The organism is Mesocryomonas fontinalis, assembly GCF_055730125.2.
In genome coordinates, this window is sequence record NZ_JBUZWG020000001.1 from 720,176 (window position 1) to 734,398 (window position 14,223).

Here is a 14,223-nt window from a genome sequence, read left to right on the forward strand (position 1 = left end):
CGGCGCTTACTGCGGCGATGGCGCGGGACCGGCCGGGCGGTTGGCGGCGACCTTTTCCGGCCCGAGCGGCGGGGCCGTCTCGAACTGGCGTCCGAGGTCGAGCAGCAGCTTCTGCGCGGCATTGTTCAGCGATAGCGGGCGCACCGGCCGCGGGGCGGCATCGGGGACCGCGGCGACCTTTGCGGTGGACGGCGCCGGCAGCGGGTCGGCGATGTAGGGGATCGGCTTCAGCTCGATGCCCTGGTGCGCCGCCTCCATGAAGCGGTGCCAGGTCTGCACCGGCAGCGAGCCGCCGGTCAGCTTGTTGGTCGGGCGGAAACTGTCATTGCCGAACCAGACGGCGGCGGTGAAGTTGCCGGTGTAGCCGACGAACCAGGCGTCACGGTAGCCTTGCGTAGTGCCGGTCTTGCCGGCGGCGCGCGTCATGGTCAGCTGCGCCTTGCGGGCGGTGCCCTTGATCGGCACCTGCACCAGCATCTCGTTCATCGACTTGGCCGCCTGCTCGGACAGGACGCGGTGGCGGGGGGGCATGTCGCGGTTCGCATCCCACAGGATGTCGCCGCTGCCATCGGCGAGCGACAGGATGGCATGGCGGTGCGAATCCATGCCGCCGGCGGGGAAGACGGCATAGCCGGTCGCCTGGTCGAGAACGGTGACCTCGGAGGTGCCGAGCGCCATGGTCTTGTCGCCGCGCAAGGGGCTCTCGACGCCCATCGCCTTGGCCAGGGCGGTAACCTTGGCCATGCCGATCTTCTGGCTGAGCCGGACCGGCACGGTGTTGATCGAGCGGGCGATCGCATCCTCCAGCGTCACCCGGCCGGCAAACGAGCGGCCGTAGTTCTGCGGCGACCAGTTGCCGACGGTGATCGGGCCGTCCGAGATGACGTCCAGCGGCTTATAGCCGTTCTCCATCGCCGCGGCGTAGACGTAGCCCTTGAACGAGGAGCCGGGCTGGCGGAGTGCCTTGGTGGCGCGGTTGAACTGCGACAGGCCGTAATCGCGACCACCGACCATGGCGCGCACGCCGCCCTCGTCGTCGAGCACCACCATCGCCGCCTCGTCGACGCCATAAGGCTTGCCGAACTGCTGCAGGTGGTACTCGACGGACTCGTCGGCGAGCTGCTGCAGGCCGGCGTCGAACGAGGTGCGGGCGACGAAGTTGCGGTGCGGGATCTTCTCGGCGATGCGCTGCACCTCGGCAAAGGCGAAGTCGAGGAAATAGTCGGGCGAGGTGATGGCCGAGCGGTCGACGGCGGTGGCCGGCTGGCGGCGGGCGGCGACGACCTGGCCCTCGGTCATGAAGCCGGCCTGCACCATGTTGGACAGGACTTCGTTGGCGCGGGCGCGGGCCGCCGGGAGATTGATGTGGGGGGCATATTTTGCCGGGGCCTTGAACAGTCCGGCGAGCATCGCCGCCTCGGCAAGGCTGACCTCGCGGATGTTTTTCGCAAAATAGAACTCGGCCGCCCCCGCCGCGCCAAAGCTGCCGCCGCCCATATAGGCGCGGTCGAGATACATGCCGAGGATTTCGCGCTTGGTGAGATTGGATTCCAGCCAGAGCGACAGGAAGGCCTCGTTGATCTTGCGGTCGATGGTGCGCTCGTTCGACAGGAACAGGTTTTTCGCGAGCTGCTGGGTCAGCGTCGAGCCGCCCTGGACAACGCCGCCGGCCCGGGCATTCTCGCTCAGCGCCCGCGCGAGGCCGAAGAAGTCGATGCCCCAATGGTCGAAAAAGCGCCGGTCCTCGGTGGCCAGCACCGCCTTGACGAACTGGTCGGGCATCTCGTCGATCGGGATGGCGTCCGAGCGCAGCACGCCGCGCCGGCCGATCTCATTGCCGTGCCGGTCGAGGAACAACACGGAATAGTCGGTTTCGAGCGGCAAGCCGTCGACCGTGAGCTTCATCGCCGGCTGGGCGAGGACGAGCATCAGCACCATGCCGGCAAGGCCGAGAGTCAGCCCCTCGCAGGACAGCTCGACGAGAAAGCGCTTGAAGCCGGTGGCGCGAAACCGCCGGGAGAAGATGGTAATGCTTTCCCAGATCGCGGAAAAGGCGTGGAAAAACCGCCACAGGCTGGAATCGATCCACGCGTCGAGCTCGATCAGCCGCGACGGGTTCCAGCGTTTCGGGGTCTTGGGTGACGATGATGGCACGTTCGACCTGTTCTCCAGCGGCCGGAGCCGTCTTTCGGAAGGCTCTAGCACCGCAGTCCCTTCGATGAGATTAAGTGGCCGGATTATGCGGCGACAACAAGAAGACCTTGAGCTTATGAACGAAATTCCCCATGCGTGATTTCGGCAACAAACCGTTCTGGAAGGATACCACCCTCGAGGCCTTGACCCCACAGGAATGGGAGAGCCTCTGCGACGGCTGCGGGCGCTGCTGCCTCAACAAGCTGGAGGACTGGGACACCGGCGAGATCGCCTGGACCAATGTCGCCTGCACGCTGCTCGACGGCCACAGCTGTCGCTGTTCGGACTACGAGAACCGCCGCGCCACCGTGCCCGACTGCATCGGCCTCGACGTCGAGGCGGTCAGGAAGATCGCCTGGCTACCGCCGACCTGCGCCTACCGCCTCGTGCGCGAGGGCCGCGACCTCTACTGGTGGCACCACCTCGTCTCCGGCGATCCGGAGACGGTGCACCATGCCGGCATCTCCGTCCGCGACAGGACGATCTCCGAGGACGGGATGGAGATGGAGGATTTCGAGGAGCATCTGGCGGACTGGCCGGGGGACGATCCGGGGGAGGGGCGGCGGTAGAAGCTTCCGCCAACAGGCCGCTGCGCTGCCCGTATCGATGGCGTAAGAAAAAGATCCTCTATAAGAAAATATGCCTTGACAGCGTGACGGTGGTCGGGTAGCTTTCGGGTACAGTCGGAAAAGTGTGGCGGCGGGCTTTTGGTCCGGCCGCCTTTTTCATGTCCGGAGGGTGCGGGAATGGCGGAGATGGCGGGTTCGTCCTTGTCGGAGCGGTTGCTGGCGGTGCTGACGGGCGAGATGGCGGCGCTGGAGGCGGAGTGTGCGTGCGGGGACGGGCCGCCCGGCGGCGCCAAGGGGCGGATCGAGGCGGTCGGGCAGATGACGCGGACGCTGGAGAAGCTGCTGGAGCTGAAGCGCCTGGAGGTGTTGGAGGCGCGCGGCGGCGAGGACGGAGACGGCGAGACCGCACGGCTGCGGGCCGAAATGCTGCGCCGGCTTCAGTCGCTGGACGCGCGGCGGCGGGGCGGGCCGATGCTGTTCGACGGCGAGGGGCGGTTCGCGGGGGAGGATCTCGGTCAGTCCGCTGGGGCCGCAGCCCGGGAAACGGCCTGACGGGCCGGGTGGAAGGCACCGCGATGACGCTGGATGACGAGGCGTTCTGGGCGGCCGTCGGGGCGGCGATGGCGGACTGCCCGCCGGCGGTCCTTGCGGCGGCGATGCCGGGATGGGCGAGCCTTGCCCGGCCGGAGCAATTGCCGCCGGCGGGTGAATGGCGGCAATGGCTGCTGATCGGCGGGCGTGGCTCGGGCAAGACGCGGGCGGGAGCGGAATGGGTGCGGGCGCTGGTCGAGGGGCATGCCGGTGCAAAGCCTTACGGCCGGATCGCTCTGGTGGCGGAGACGCTGGGCGATGCCCGCGAGGTGATGATCGAGGGCGAGAGCGGGCTTCGGGCGAATGTCGGCGGTGTCCGCCCGGTCTATGAATCGACGCGGCGGCGGCTGGTGTTCGGCAATGGCGCGGTGGCGCAGGTGTTCTCCTCGGAGGATCCCGAGGCGCTGCGCGGCTACCAGTTCGATGCGGCCTGGGGCGACGAGCTGGCGAAATGGAAACATCCCGAGGCCTGTTTCGACAATCTGCAGATGGGCTTGCGGCTCGGCGACCAGGCGCGGGCGCTGTTCACGACGACGCCGCGGCCGGTGCCGCTGTTGAAGCGGTTGCTGGTCGAGGCCGGGGTGCTGGGGGGCGGGATTGGTGGGGGGTTGGTCGGAGTATCGTGTGAGGCACCCCCCTCTGGCCATCCTGTATCCGGCTTGCCGGCCATCTTCCCCTCAAGGGGGGAGATCGGAGCGGTGGGGGCGCGGCCTATCCTGCTGAAGTCGATGACAGTCGCGACGCGGATGCGGACGGCGGAGAATGCGGGGAACCTCGGGGCCGGTTTCGTCGAGGCGATGGCGGCCCGCTACGGCGGCTCGCGGCTGGCGCGGCAGGAGCTGGAGGGCGAGTGCATCGCGGCCCGCGAGGACGCGCTGTTCGACCGCGCGGCGATCGACCGGCTGCGGGTACGGGCGGCTCCGCCGCTGCAGCGCATCGTCGTCGGCGTCGACCCGCCGGCGACGGCGTCGAAGAACTCGGACGCCTGCGGCATCGTCGCCGCCGGCCGGGCGGCGGACGGGACGATCTACGTGCTCGCCGATGCCAGCCGGCAAGGCGCCAAGCCGCATGAATGGGCGGCGGCGGCGGTGGCGCTCTACGAGCGGCTGGAGGCCGACCGGATCGTCGCCGAGGTGAACCAGGGCGGCGACATGGTGGAGGCGGTGATCCGCGCCGTCTCGCCGGCAGTGCCGGTGCGCAGCGTCCGGGCGACGCGCGGCAAATGGGTGCGGGCCGAGCCGGTGGCCGCCCTCTACGAGCAAGGCCGCGTCCGGCACGCCGGGAGCTTCGCGGCGCTGGAAGACGAGATGTGCGATTTCGGGCCGGACGGGCTGTCGAACGGGCGCTCGCCCGACCGGCTGGACGCGCTGGTCTGGGCGGTGACGGCGCTGCTCGCGCCGGTCGCCGAGCCGCGGGTGCGCGGGCTCTAGCAACAGGTGCCGCGGGTGCGCGGGCTGCAGCAACAAGTGCCGCGGGTGCGCGGGCTTTAGGTAAGCGCTGCGGCGCCTTCGACAATTCCGACATCACGGGGAGACCGACATGGGACTGCGATCGACGCTCGCGGGGATGATGACGCGCGCCTTGACGAACCCGCCGGCGGCCCTTTCGCGGCCGGCCGAGGGCAAGAGCATCGGCGGCGGCACGCTGGTGTTCACCGACGCCTCCGACGGGGCTTTCGGGGAGCAGAGCTACCAGGGCCTGGCGAAGGCCGGCTTCATGCAGAACCCGGTGGTCTACCGCTCGATCCGGCTGATCGCCGAGAACGCCGCGGCGATCCCGCTGCTGCTTTACGACGGAACCCGGGAGATCGAGGCGCATCCGCTGCTGGCGCTGCTGCGGCGGCCGAACGGGATGCAGGACGGGACCGGGCTGATCGAGACGCTGTGCGGGCATCTTCTGCTCGCCGGCGACGGTTTTCTCGAAGTGTCCGTGGTCGACCGGCCGCGCGCCCTCTTTGCGCTGAGACCCGACCGGGTGCGGGTGGTGGAGGGGAGCGACGGCTGGCCGGAGGCCTACGAGTACCGCATCGGCAGCTATGTCCGGCGGATCGCGGCCGAGGGCGGGTCGGCGAGCATCGGCCTCGACCCGCAGGTGCCGGACAGCGGCGGGGCGGACGGCGGCGGAGCGGAAAACGGCGGGAGGGAGCGGCCGGGGCGGGTGCTGCACCTGAAGCTCTTCCACCCGCTGGCGGATGCCAACGGCTTTGCGCCGCTGTCGGCGGCCCGCAGCGCGCTCGACCTGCACAATGCGGCGGCCCGCTGGAACAAGGCGCTGCTCGACAATTCCGCGCGGCCCTCCGGTGCGCTGGTCTACCAGCCGGGCGAGGCCGGCAACCTTTCGCCGGACCAGTTCGACCGGCTGAAGGCCGAACTCGAGGGCGGCTATACCGGGGCGGCGCGGGCCGGGCGGCCGATGCTGCTGGAAGGCGGGCTCGACTGGAAGGCGATGGGCCTGTCGCCGAAGGACATGGACTTCATCGAGGCGAAGAACCAGGCGGCGCGCGAGATCGCGCTGGCCTTCGGCGTGCCGCCGATGCTGCTCGGGATCCCCGGAGACAACACCTATTCGAACTATGCCGAGGCCAACCGCGCCTTCTTCCGGCTGACGGTGCTGCCGCTGCTGGCGCGGCTCGCCGGCGCGATCGGCGACTGGCTGGGCGGGCATTTCGGTGAGCCGGAACTGCGCCTCGCCTTCGACGCCGACCGCATCGAGGGCCTTAGCGCCGAGCGCGAGGCACGCTGGGCGCGGGTGAGCGCTGCGGACTTCCTCAGCGACGACGAGAAGCGTGCGGCCGTCGGCTACGGGCCGCGGTGACGGGTGGCATTGGGCAGACGAGCAAAGGGGAGACCGGCCATGACGGTAGAACCGATCACCGCGGCGGCGGTGTGGGTGGCAAAGCTTGCGGGGGCGGCGGCGGGGTCGGCGATCTCGGTCGCCTACCTCCTGCCGCACGGGCGGCGCGAGGCGGGGGCGCGCTTCATGATCGGCGTCGTCACCGGCCTCGTCTTCGGCGCGCCGGCGGGCCTTGCGCTCGCCGCCTGGCTCGGCCTCGACGAGGCGCTGTCGGCGGGCGAGCGGATCATGATGGGCTCGGCGGCGGCAAGCCTCTGCGCCTGGTGGGCGCTGGGGATCCTCGCGCGCCTCGCGGCGCAGATGATGCCCGGCAAGGGCGGGGCCGCCGCCGGCGGGGAGGGCTGAGCATGGCAAGCCCCGCGGGACCGCGACAGGGCGAACCGGAGACGCGCGCCGCCCGGCCGCCGGAGACGGCGGCGGCACGGCCCGGCACGGCGACAGCGAGCCTTGCCGCCGGCCGACCGGCGCCGCTGCAGACGAAGCTTGCCGCCGGCCGGCCGGCGCCGCTGCAGACGAAGGCGGCCGCGCTGGTGGCGGGGCAGACCAAGGCCGTCGGCGCGCCGGGCGTCGGCCTTCGCACAAACGGTGGGATGGGCCGGGCCTTCGGCGGGCGGCCGAGCGGCGCGATGGCGTCGGTGCCTGCGGTGGCGCGGGACGACAGCGCGGCGGCGGCGGCCGGGACCGTGCGGGGCTATGCCGCGCTGTTCCACCAGGTGGACCTCGCCGGCGACCGCATCCTGCCGGGGGCGTTCGCCGCCTCGCTGGCGCGGCGCGGCGCGGCCGGCATCCGGATGCTCTGGCAGCATGAGCCGGGGCGGCCGATCGGGGTCTGGACCCGCGTCGCCGAGGATGCGCGGGGGCTGCTGGTCGAGGGCCGGCTGGCGATGGAGACGCGCGGCGGGCGCGAGGCTTTCCAGCTGATCGCGGCCGGGGCGGTGGACGGGCTGTCGATCGGCTTCCGGACGACGCGGGCGGCGCGGGAGACGGCGCCGGGTGGCGCCAGGCGGCGGCTGGTGGAGATCGACCTCTGGGAGATCTCGGTCGTCACCTTTCCGATGCAGCAAGGCGCCCGGGTGCGGGCGGTCGGCAACGGGGCCGCGCCTCTGGCTCCCCTGGCGCTGCGGCTGCGCGACGGCGCGCAAAAGATCGCGGTCGGGCCCTGAGACCCGCTCCGCCGAAAGACACGTTTTCAACCCAAGGAGGAGAAGACATGCCGCAGACCATGAGCGCACCGGAGATCAAGGCTCAGACGGAGATGGGGCCCGCGACAGGGGAGGTCGGCCAGGCCTTCGATCAGTTCATGCAGGCGTTCGAAGGATTTCGCGAGGCGAACGACGGACGCCTGTCGGAGATCGAGCGGCGGATGACGGCGGACGTCGTCAGCGAGGAGAAGGTCGACCGCATCGGCCGGGCGCTCGACGAGCAGGAGCGGCGGCTGGAGCGGCTGGTGCTGAAGCAGATGCGGCCGGCCCTCGGCGGCGGCGGCGGCGAGGGGCACGAGGCGCGGCCGAGCGAGCACAAGACGGCGTTCGAGGCCTATATCCGCGGCGGCGACGAGCGGCAGGTGCGGCGCCTCGAGGAGAAGGCGATGTCGGGCGTCACCGGCGCCGATGGCGGCTTTCTGGTGCCGGCGGAGACGGAGACCGAGATCGGCCGGCGGCTGGCGGCGATCTCGCCGATCCGCGCCATCGCGAGCGTCCGCACCGTGTCGTCCTCGGTGCTGAAGAAGCCGTTCGCGGTGTCCGGCGCCCAGACCGGCTGGGTGGCCGAGACCGACATTCGCCCGGGCACCGCGGCGCCGACACTGGCCGAACTGAGCTTCCCGACGATGGAGCTCTACGCCATGCCGGCGGCGACCAACGCGCTGCTCGACGACAGCGCCGTCGACATCGACCGCTGGATCGGCGAGGAGGTCGAGCAGGCGTTTGCCGCGCAGGAGTCCTCGGCCTTCGTCACCGGCAACGGGGTCGCCCGGCCGAAAGGCTTCATGACCTACGACACGGTGGCGGAGAACGCCTGGGTCTGGGGCAAGGTCGGCGCCATCTCGACCGGCCAGGCGGGCGGCTTCCTGCCGGGGCTCGGCGCCGATGCGCTGATCGACCTCGTCTACGCCGTGAAGGCCGGCTACCGCCAGAACGGCAGTTTCGTGATGAACCGGCGCACGCAGAGTGCGGTGCGAAAGCTGAAGGACGCCGACGGCAACTATCTCTGGCTACCGCCGGCCGGTGCCGGCGCCAAGGCGACGCTGATGGGCTTTCCGATGGTCGAGGCCGAGGACATGCCGGACATCGCGGCGGGCTCCAAGGCGATCGCCTTCGGCGACTTCCAGCGCTTCTACCTTATCGTCGACCGCCAGGGCGTGCGGGTGCTGCGCGACCCCTATTCGGCCAAGCCCTACGTCCTCTTCTACACCACCAAGCGGGTTGGCGGCGGGGTGCAGGATTTCGACGCGGTGAAGCTGCTGGCCTTCGCCGCATAGCCGGAAGCGGCGCCGGCGACAGGTGCCGGCGGCGCCCCGGGCGACCGGGAACAGACGACAGGAACAGACGACAGGAACAGACGACAGGAAAGGCCGGGCGGAAACGTCCGGCCTTTCGCATTTCGACACCATTCGAATTTCAGGAAGGATGCAGGTGATGACGTTGATCGACCTCGGGGGCGTGCTGGCGGAGCCGGTGAGCATCGCCGATCTGAAGACCTTCTGCCGCATCGAGCGGGACGACGAGGACGGGCTGATCGCCGCCCTGGCGAAGGCCGCGCGCGAGACCATCGAGGCGGAGACGCGGCTGGTGCTGGTGCGGCGGCCGTTCCGGCTCGCCGTCGATCCCGTGCCGCGCGACGGCTGGATCGAGGTGGAGCGGCATCCGCTGCACGAGGTGTCGGCGATCGTCGCCTATGACGCTTCGGGCGTTGCCACGGCTTTCGGGCCGGAGGAGGCGGTGATCGAGCGGGCGCTGGGCGTCGAGGCGGTGCGGGTGTCGCGCCGCGTCGTGGCGGCCGCCGCGAACGGGGTGGAGATCGAGATCGAGGCCGGTTTCGCGCCGGGCGAGGTGCCGGAGAACCTGCAGCTGGCGATCCGGCGGATCGTCGCGGTCTCCTACGAGCTGCGGGCGGCTGTGCCGGTGGCGATGCAGCCGGGGCTGGTGCCGCCCTCGGCCCGCGCACTGCTGCAGCCGTTCCGGCAGGTGCGGCTCTGATGGCGCTGAGCTTCATCGATCCCGGCCTCCTGCGCCGGCGCGCCGTGTTGCAGGCGGCAGAGCTCGTGCCGGACGACAGCGGTGGCGCGGTGGCCGCCTGGCACGAGGTGGCGGAGGTCTCGGTGCATGTCGAGCCGATCTCTGCCGATCGCCAGCAGCGCTTCGGACAGAACGATGTCGCGGTGACGCACCGGGTGACCTGCCGGGCGCGGGGCGACGTGGAGCGGGGGATGGCGTTTGCGATCGGGCCGCGGCAGCTGGTGGTCGAGGATGTCCGCGATCCCGACGAGAGCGGGCGCTATCTCGTCTGTCGCTGCCGGGAGGAAACGTGAGGGTCGTCGTGCGGGTGCGGCTGCCCGAGCCACGGCTGCGGGCGGCGATGCGGCGGGCCGCGGCGCGGGCATCCGTCGGCGCCGGCATCGACGGTGGGGGCGGTGCTGGCATGGGCGGCGGCGGGGGGATCGGCCGGTTGCCGGGAACCTCGATGCTGCCGGCGCTGCTGCACCCTGTCGCCCGCGGCGGGGCTGAAGCGGCGGCCGAGACTGCCTCCGGAAAGATTGACGAAAATTAACGCTCGGGCGCATCGACTTTCGAGAGGCCTCACAGCATATTTTGATGCAACACGATGGGTGATGCCGGAGGTTTCTGACCATGATGCAGGCGAGCGCCGAGTTGCAGACGACCATTTTCCAGACCCTGACCGGTGATCCGGCGCTGACCGCGCTGCTCGGCGGGCCAAAAGTCTTCGATCATATTCCGGAAAAGGCGCGGTTTCCGTACCTGACCTTCGGCCGCACGACCGTGGTCGACTGGTCGACCGGCACGGAGGACGGCGCCGAACACCTGCTGACGCTGCATGTCTGGGGCAAGGGCGGCGGCAAGGCCGAGACCTACGAGATCATGAACCAGGTCACCAACAGGCTGCACGATGCGCACCTGCCGGTTTCCGGCCACACGCTGGTGAACCTGCAGCTGCAGTTCGCCGAGGCGCGGCAGGAGCCGGAGTCGACGACCTATCACGGGATCCTGCGGTTCCGGGCGGTGACCGAGCCGGTGGCGTAAGCAGAAACCGACTAGGCCGATCGGCCGCGGCCGAAATTCCAGCACAGACGACAGACAACAGCATCGACGACAGACATTAGCTCCGACAATAGACATTAGCACTGACAACAGGCGGTCCCCCGGGGCCGCCTTTTTCTTTGGGAGAAGCTGAGATGGCGGCGCAGAGGGGCAAGGATCTTTTGCTGAGGCTCGACGCGGCGGGCAGCGGCACGTTCGAGACGGTGGCGGGGCTGCGGACACGGCGGATCGCTTTCAACACCGAGACGGTGGACGTGACCGATGCCGAGAGCGCCGGGCGATGGCGCGAACTGCTCGGCGGCGCCGGTGTGCAGCGCGCGGCACTGTCGGGGGCCGGGATCTTCAAGGACGCGGCGTCCGACGCGGCGGTGCGGCAGATCTTCTTCGAGGCGCGGATCGCGGCCTTCCAGGCGGTGATCCCGGATTTCGGCCGGATCACCGGGCCGTTCCAGCTGACCGCACTCGAATATGCCGGCGAGCACAATGGCGAGGTCAGCTTCGAGGTGACGCTGGAATCGGCGGGCGCGCTCGCCTTCGTGGCGCTGTGATGGCGAACCGGCGGCGCGGCGAGGTGGGCGCCCTGATCGACGGGCGCGAGCGCGTGCTCTGCCTGACGCTCGGGGCGCTGGCCGAACTCGAGGATGCGTTCGCGGTGGAGGATGTCGCGGCGCTGGTGCAGCGCTTCGGCTCTGGCCGGCTCGCGGCGCGAGACCTGATCCTGATCATCGCGGCGGGCCTGCGCGGCGGCGGCGAGAGCGCGAGCGCGGCGGAGGTGGCGGCGATGCGGATCGAGGGCGGCACGGCCGGTGCCGCGAGGGTGGTGGCCGATCTTCTCGGCGCGGCCTTCGGCGACGGCGGCGCGCCGGCGCTTCCATGAAAATAGCGCCGGATGAGGATGGCGGGGCGTTTCCCTGGGACGCGGTGATCGCGGTCGGGCTCGGCGTGCTGCGGCTGGCGCCCTCCGACTTCTGGCGGATGACGCCGCGCGAGTTCGCCTGGGCGATCGCGCCCTTCCTGCCGGCGCGACCCGTGCCGATCGGGCGGGCCGGGCTGGCGTCGCTGATGCAACAATTTCCCGATGAGGCGAGGTGAGCCATGGCCGACGAGACGCTGACGGTGGCGGTCGAGGCGGACACCACCGCGTTCGACAAGGCGCTGGGGGACCTGTCGGGCAAGGCGAACGCCTTCGGGGCGGCGCTGACCTCGGCGCTGCGCGGGGCAACGACCGGCGGCAAGTCGCTGGACGGGGTGCTGCAGCAGCTGGCGACGCGGCTCTCCTCGATCGCGCTCGGCGCGGCGCTGAAGCCGCTGGAGAACGCGCTCGGCGGCGTCGCCGGGCAGATCTTCGGCGGGCTCGGCAGCTTGTTCGGCGGCGGCGGGGCGGGCGCCACGGTGACGCCGTTCGCCAAGGGAGGCGTCGTCGCGTCCCCCAGCTATTTTCCGAGCGGCGGGCAGATCGGGCTGATGGGCGAGGCGGGGGCCGAGGCGATCCTGCCGCTGAAGCGCGGCGCCGACGGCTCGCTCGGCGTCGCCGCGGGCGGGGGAGGTGCGAAGGCGGCGCCGACGATCGTCTTCAACGTGACGGCAAGCGATGCGGCGAGCTTCCGCCGCTCCGAGGCGCAGATCCAGGCGATGCTCGCACGGGCGACGCAGCGCGGACGGCGGGGGCTTTGAGATGGAATCCTTCAGCGAAGAACGCTTTCCCCTGCGCATCGCCTTCGGCACGTCGGGCGGGCCGGAGCGGCGGACCGACGTCGTCCGGCTGTCGACGGGCTTCGAGACGCGCAACCAGCGGCACCGGCACGCCTTTCGCCGCTACGACGCGGGATCGGGCGTCAGGAGCCTTGCCGACCTTTCGGCCGTGCTCGGCTTCTTCGAGGCGCGGCGGGGCAAGCTCGTCGGCTTCCGGTTCCGCGATCCGCTGGACCATGGGTCCGCCACCTACGGCCACGCGCCGACGGCGTTCGACCAGGCGATCGGGACGGGCGACGGGACGGTCAGCAGCTTCGCGCTCTGCAAGCGCTACGGCACGGGGGCCGACGCCTATGTCCGGCCGGTCACGAAGCCGGTGGCGGGGAGCGTCGTGGTGGCGGTGAACGGGGCGGTGACGGCGGCCTTCACGGTCGATGCCGCGACCGGGATCGTCCAGCTGGCGACGGCGCCGGCGGCGGGGACCGTGGTGACGGCGGGGTTCGCCTTCGACGTGCCGGTGCGCTTCGACCTCGACCAGCTGGTGGTGAACCTTGCGGCCTTCGAGGCCGGCGACATCCCGACGATTCCCCTGGTGGAGATCCGGCCATGAGAGACGTGCCCGAGGCGCTGAAGGCGCATCTGACGGGACAAGCGACGACCACGGCGCAGTGCTGGCGGCTGACCCGGACGGACGGGGTGGTGCTCGGCTTCACCGACCACGACGAGACGATCCGCTTCGATGGAACGGATTTTCAGGCGGCCACGGGTTTGACGGCGAGCGAGGCGGAGACCGCGCTCGGCCTGTCGGCCGGAACGCAGGAGGTGGAGGGGGCGCTGTCCTCGCTGGCGATCCGCGAGGCGGACATTCTGGACGGGCGCTATGACGGGGCGGGGGTCGAGGTGTTCCTCGTCAACTGGCAGGCGCCGGAGCAAATGCTGCGGATCGATGCGTGGATGCTGGGCGAGGTGAAGCGCGGCGGGCAGGCGTTCACGGCCGAGCTGCGCGGCATCGCCAGCCGGCTCGACCGCCAGCGCGGCCGGCTCTACCGGCGCCGCTGCGACGCGGTGCTGGGCGATACGCGCTGCCGGGTCGACCTGTCGGCCGCGGGCCGGTCGGTCGACACGGTGCTCTTCGCCCTGTCCGGCGGGGCGCTGGTCGTGCCCGGCATCGACGGCGATCTTGAGCGTTTCGGGCAAGGGCATCTCCTCTGGCTCGGCGGGGCGGCGGCGGGGCTGAAGGCGGAGGTCTCGGCGGCGCAGCGGGGGCTGGACGGGAGGGTGCGGCTGTCGCTGGTGGGCGGGACGTCGGCGGGCATCGTCGCCGGTGATCCGCTGCGGCTGTTTGCCGGCTGCGACAAGAGTTTCGCCACCTGCAAGGCGCGCTTCAGCAATGCGCTGAATTTTCGCGGTTTTCCGCACCTGCCGGGCAATGACGCGGCGATGAACTACGCCCGCTCGGACGGCCGGCACGATGGCGGACCGGTGGTGCCATGAGCGGCGGGGAGGCGGATGGCGTTCTGCCGGAAACCGCTGCGGTGCGGGGCGGCGGGAGCGACCACGGCGACGCGGTGCGGGAGCGGGTGCTGGCGGCGGCGCGCGGCTTCATCGGGACGCCCTATCGGCATCAGGGCAGCCGCAAGGGCATCGGCTGCGACTGCCTCGGCCTGATCAGGGGAATCTGGCGCGAGCTCTACGGGGAAGAGCCGGAGGATCCGGGGCCGTATACGCCCGACTGGGCCGAGCGCTCGCCCGGCGAGCCGCTGATCGAGGCGGCGGGGCGGCATCTGCGGCCGATCGCGGTCGGCGACGCGCTGCCGGGGGATGTCGTGCTGTTCCGCTGGCGGACCGGGATGACGGCCAAGCACTGCGGTGTCCTCGACATCGGCGATGCTGGGGAAGCCCGGGATGTCGGCGGTGTGGGGCAGGGACGGCCCGGCGGCGGCTCGCGTCTCCTCCACGCCTACGAGGGCACGGCGGTGGTGTCATCGCCGATGCCGATGGCCTGGGTCCGCAGGATCGCGGCCGCTTTCAGATTTCCGGAGTAGGCC

At 70.9% G+C, this 14,223-nt stretch carries 19 protein-coding genes; 18 read left to right on the forward strand and 1 reads right to left on the reverse strand.

Annotated elements, in window-relative coordinates:
• Positions 1–6 precede the first annotated feature (6 nt).
• A complete protein-coding gene (locus ACZL02_RS03280) occupies positions 7–2,154 on the reverse strand; it encodes a transglycosylase domain-containing protein (protein ID WP_472938748.1) in 2,148 nt (715 codons plus the stop codon).
• 131 nt (positions 2,155–2,285) lie between these two features.
• Here ACZL02_RS03280 and ACZL02_RS03285 point away from each other — a divergent pair, with 131 nt between their 5' ends.
• The 18 genes from ACZL02_RS03285 (at position 2,286) to ACZL02_RS03370 (ending at position 14,220) form a co-directional block, all read left to right on the forward strand.
• Complete coding sequence (locus ACZL02_RS03285) at positions 2,286–2,762, forward strand: YcgN family cysteine cluster protein (RefSeq protein ID WP_472938749.1); 477 nt, start codon at positions 2,286–2,288, stop codon at positions 2,760–2,762.
• Positions 2,763–2,948: 186 nt separating this feature from the next.
• Positions 2,949–3,314: a hypothetical protein gene (locus tag ACZL02_RS03290; RefSeq protein ID WP_472938750.1), complete on the forward strand. Its 366-nt coding sequence runs from the start codon at positions 2,949–2,951 to the stop codon at positions 3,312–3,314.
• 23 nt (positions 3,315–3,337) lie between these two features.
• Positions 3,338–4,783, forward strand: coding sequence for a DNA-packaging protein (locus ACZL02_RS03295; protein WP_472938751.1), 1,446 nt, complete (start codon positions 3,338–3,340; stop codon positions 4,781–4,783).
• A gap of 139 nt (positions 4,784–4,922) precedes the next feature.
• Positions 4,923–6,167: a phage portal protein gene (locus tag ACZL02_RS03300; RefSeq protein ID WP_472939098.1), complete on the forward strand. Its 1,245-nt coding sequence runs from the start codon at positions 4,923–4,925 to the stop codon at positions 6,165–6,167.
• Positions 6,168–6,206: 39 nt separating this feature from the next.
• Entirely contained in the window at positions 6,207–6,551 is a 345-nt protein-coding gene (locus tag ACZL02_RS03305; protein ID WP_472938752.1) for a DUF6107 family protein, read from the forward strand.
• A 2-nt stretch (positions 6,552–6,553) separates the two neighbouring features.
• Positions 6,554–7,369 (forward strand): HK97 family phage prohead protease, encoded by an 816-nt coding sequence (locus ACZL02_RS03310; protein WP_472938753.1) that lies wholly within the window; start codon positions 6,554–6,556, stop codon positions 7,367–7,369.
• Between the two features lie 47 nt (positions 7,370–7,416).
• The gene (locus tag ACZL02_RS03315; protein WP_472938754.1) at positions 7,417–8,685 is read left to right on the forward strand and encodes a phage major capsid protein; all 1,269 of its coding nucleotides are present in this window, start codon (positions 7,417–7,419) and stop codon (positions 8,683–8,685) included.
• Positions 8,686–8,842: 157 nt separating this feature from the next.
• On the forward strand, positions 8,843–9,403 hold the full coding sequence (locus ACZL02_RS03320; protein ID WP_472938755.1) for a head-tail connector protein: 561 nt from the start codon (positions 8,843–8,845) through the stop codon (positions 9,401–9,403).
• Positions 9,403–9,735 (forward strand): phage head closure protein, encoded by a 333-nt coding sequence (locus ACZL02_RS03325; RefSeq protein WP_472938756.1) that lies wholly within the window; start codon positions 9,403–9,405, stop codon positions 9,733–9,735. The genes ACZL02_RS03320 and ACZL02_RS03325 overlap by 1 nt, the downstream gene beginning before the upstream one ends.
• Entirely contained in the window at positions 9,732–9,974 is a 243-nt protein-coding gene (locus ACZL02_RS03330; RefSeq protein ID WP_472938757.1) for a hypothetical protein, read from the forward strand. The genes ACZL02_RS03325 and ACZL02_RS03330 overlap by 4 nt, the downstream gene beginning before the upstream one ends.
• Positions 9,975–10,054: 80 nt before the next feature.
• Positions 10,055–10,465 (forward strand): DUF3168 domain-containing protein, encoded by a 411-nt coding sequence (locus ACZL02_RS03335; protein WP_472938758.1) that lies wholly within the window; start codon positions 10,055–10,057, stop codon positions 10,463–10,465.
• Between the two features lie 152 nt (positions 10,466–10,617).
• Positions 10,618–11,031, forward strand: a complete 414-nt coding sequence (locus ACZL02_RS03340) for a phage major tail protein, TP901-1 family (protein WP_472938759.1) — start codon at positions 10,618–10,620, stop codon at positions 11,029–11,031.
• On the forward strand, positions 11,031–11,360 hold the full coding sequence (locus tag ACZL02_RS03345) for a gene transfer agent family protein (protein WP_472938760.1): 330 nt from the start codon (positions 11,031–11,033) through the stop codon (positions 11,358–11,360). Before ACZL02_RS03340 ends, ACZL02_RS03345 begins: the two co-directional genes overlap by 1 nt.
• On the forward strand, positions 11,357–11,575 hold the full coding sequence (locus tag ACZL02_RS03350) for a rcc01693 family protein (RefSeq protein ID WP_472938761.1): 219 nt from the start codon (positions 11,357–11,359) through the stop codon (positions 11,573–11,575). The genes ACZL02_RS03345 and ACZL02_RS03350 overlap by 4 nt, the downstream gene beginning before the upstream one ends.
• Before the next feature lie 3 nt (positions 11,576–11,578).
• On the forward strand, positions 11,579–12,157 hold the full coding sequence (locus tag ACZL02_RS03355) for a phage tail tape measure protein (RefSeq protein WP_472938762.1): 579 nt from the start codon (positions 11,579–11,581) through the stop codon (positions 12,155–12,157).
• Between the two features lies 1 nt (position 12,158).
• Complete coding sequence (locus ACZL02_RS03360) at positions 12,159–12,785, forward strand: phage distal tail protein, Rcc01695 family (protein WP_472938763.1); 627 nt, start codon at positions 12,159–12,161, stop codon at positions 12,783–12,785.
• The gene (locus ACZL02_RS03365; RefSeq protein WP_472938764.1) at positions 12,782–13,669 is read left to right on the forward strand and encodes a phage/gene transfer agent baseplate hub protein; all 888 of its coding nucleotides are present in this window, start codon (positions 12,782–12,784) and stop codon (positions 13,667–13,669) included. Before ACZL02_RS03360 ends, ACZL02_RS03365 begins: the two co-directional genes overlap by 4 nt.
• Positions 13,666–14,220: an NlpC/P60 family protein gene (locus tag ACZL02_RS03370; protein WP_472938765.1), complete on the forward strand. Its 555-nt coding sequence runs from the start codon at positions 13,666–13,668 to the stop codon at positions 14,218–14,220. Before ACZL02_RS03365 ends, ACZL02_RS03370 begins: the two co-directional genes overlap by 4 nt.
• Positions 14,221–14,223: the final 3 nt, after the last annotated feature.

Bases quoted from the DNA above. Each gene is read 5' to 3' on its own strand.
- ACZL02_RS03285 (WP_472938749.1), top strand. From the start codon at position 2,286: ATGCGTGATTTCGGCAACAAACCGTTCTGGAAGGATACCACCCTCGAG.
- ACZL02_RS03290 (WP_472938750.1), top strand. From the start codon at position 2,949: ATGGCGGGTTCGTCCTTGTCGGAGCGGTTGCTGGCGGTGCTGACGGGC.
- ACZL02_RS03295 (WP_472938751.1), top strand. From the start codon at position 3,338: ATGACGCTGGATGACGAGGCGTTCTGGGCGGCCGTCGGGGCGGCGATG.
- ACZL02_RS03300 (WP_472939098.1), top strand. From the start codon at position 4,923: ATGACGCGCGCCTTGACGAACCCGCCGGCGGCCCTTTCGCGGCCGGCC.
- ACZL02_RS03305 (WP_472938752.1), top strand. From the start codon at position 6,207: ATGACGGTAGAACCGATCACCGCGGCGGCGGTGTGGGTGGCAAAGCTT.
- ACZL02_RS03310 (WP_472938753.1), top strand. From the start codon at position 6,554: ATGGCAAGCCCCGCGGGACCGCGACAGGGCGAACCGGAGACGCGCGCC.
- ACZL02_RS03315 (WP_472938754.1), top strand. From the start codon at position 7,417: ATGCCGCAGACCATGAGCGCACCGGAGATCAAGGCTCAGACGGAGATG.
- ACZL02_RS03320 (WP_472938755.1), top strand. From the start codon at position 8,843: ATGACGTTGATCGACCTCGGGGGCGTGCTGGCGGAGCCGGTGAGCATC.
- ACZL02_RS03325 (WP_472938756.1), top strand. From the start codon at position 9,403: ATGGCGCTGAGCTTCATCGATCCCGGCCTCCTGCGCCGGCGCGCCGTG.
- ACZL02_RS03335 (WP_472938758.1), top strand. From the start codon at position 10,055: ATGATGCAGGCGAGCGCCGAGTTGCAGACGACCATTTTCCAGACCCTG.
- ACZL02_RS03340 (WP_472938759.1), top strand. From the start codon at position 10,618: ATGGCGGCGCAGAGGGGCAAGGATCTTTTGCTGAGGCTCGACGCGGCG.
- ACZL02_RS03345 (WP_472938760.1), top strand. From the start codon at position 11,031: ATGGCGAACCGGCGGCGCGGCGAGGTGGGCGCCCTGATCGACGGGCGC.
- ACZL02_RS03350 (WP_472938761.1), top strand. From the start codon at position 11,357: ATGAAAATAGCGCCGGATGAGGATGGCGGGGCGTTTCCCTGGGACGCG.
- ACZL02_RS03355 (WP_472938762.1), top strand. From the start codon at position 11,579: ATGGCCGACGAGACGCTGACGGTGGCGGTCGAGGCGGACACCACCGCG.
- ACZL02_RS03360 (WP_472938763.1), top strand. From the start codon at position 12,159: ATGGAATCCTTCAGCGAAGAACGCTTTCCCCTGCGCATCGCCTTCGGC.
- ACZL02_RS03365 (WP_472938764.1), top strand. From the start codon at position 12,782: ATGAGAGACGTGCCCGAGGCGCTGAAGGCGCATCTGACGGGACAAGCG.
- ACZL02_RS03370 (WP_472938765.1), top strand. From the start codon at position 13,666: ATGAGCGGCGGGGAGGCGGATGGCGTTCTGCCGGAAACCGCTGCGGTG.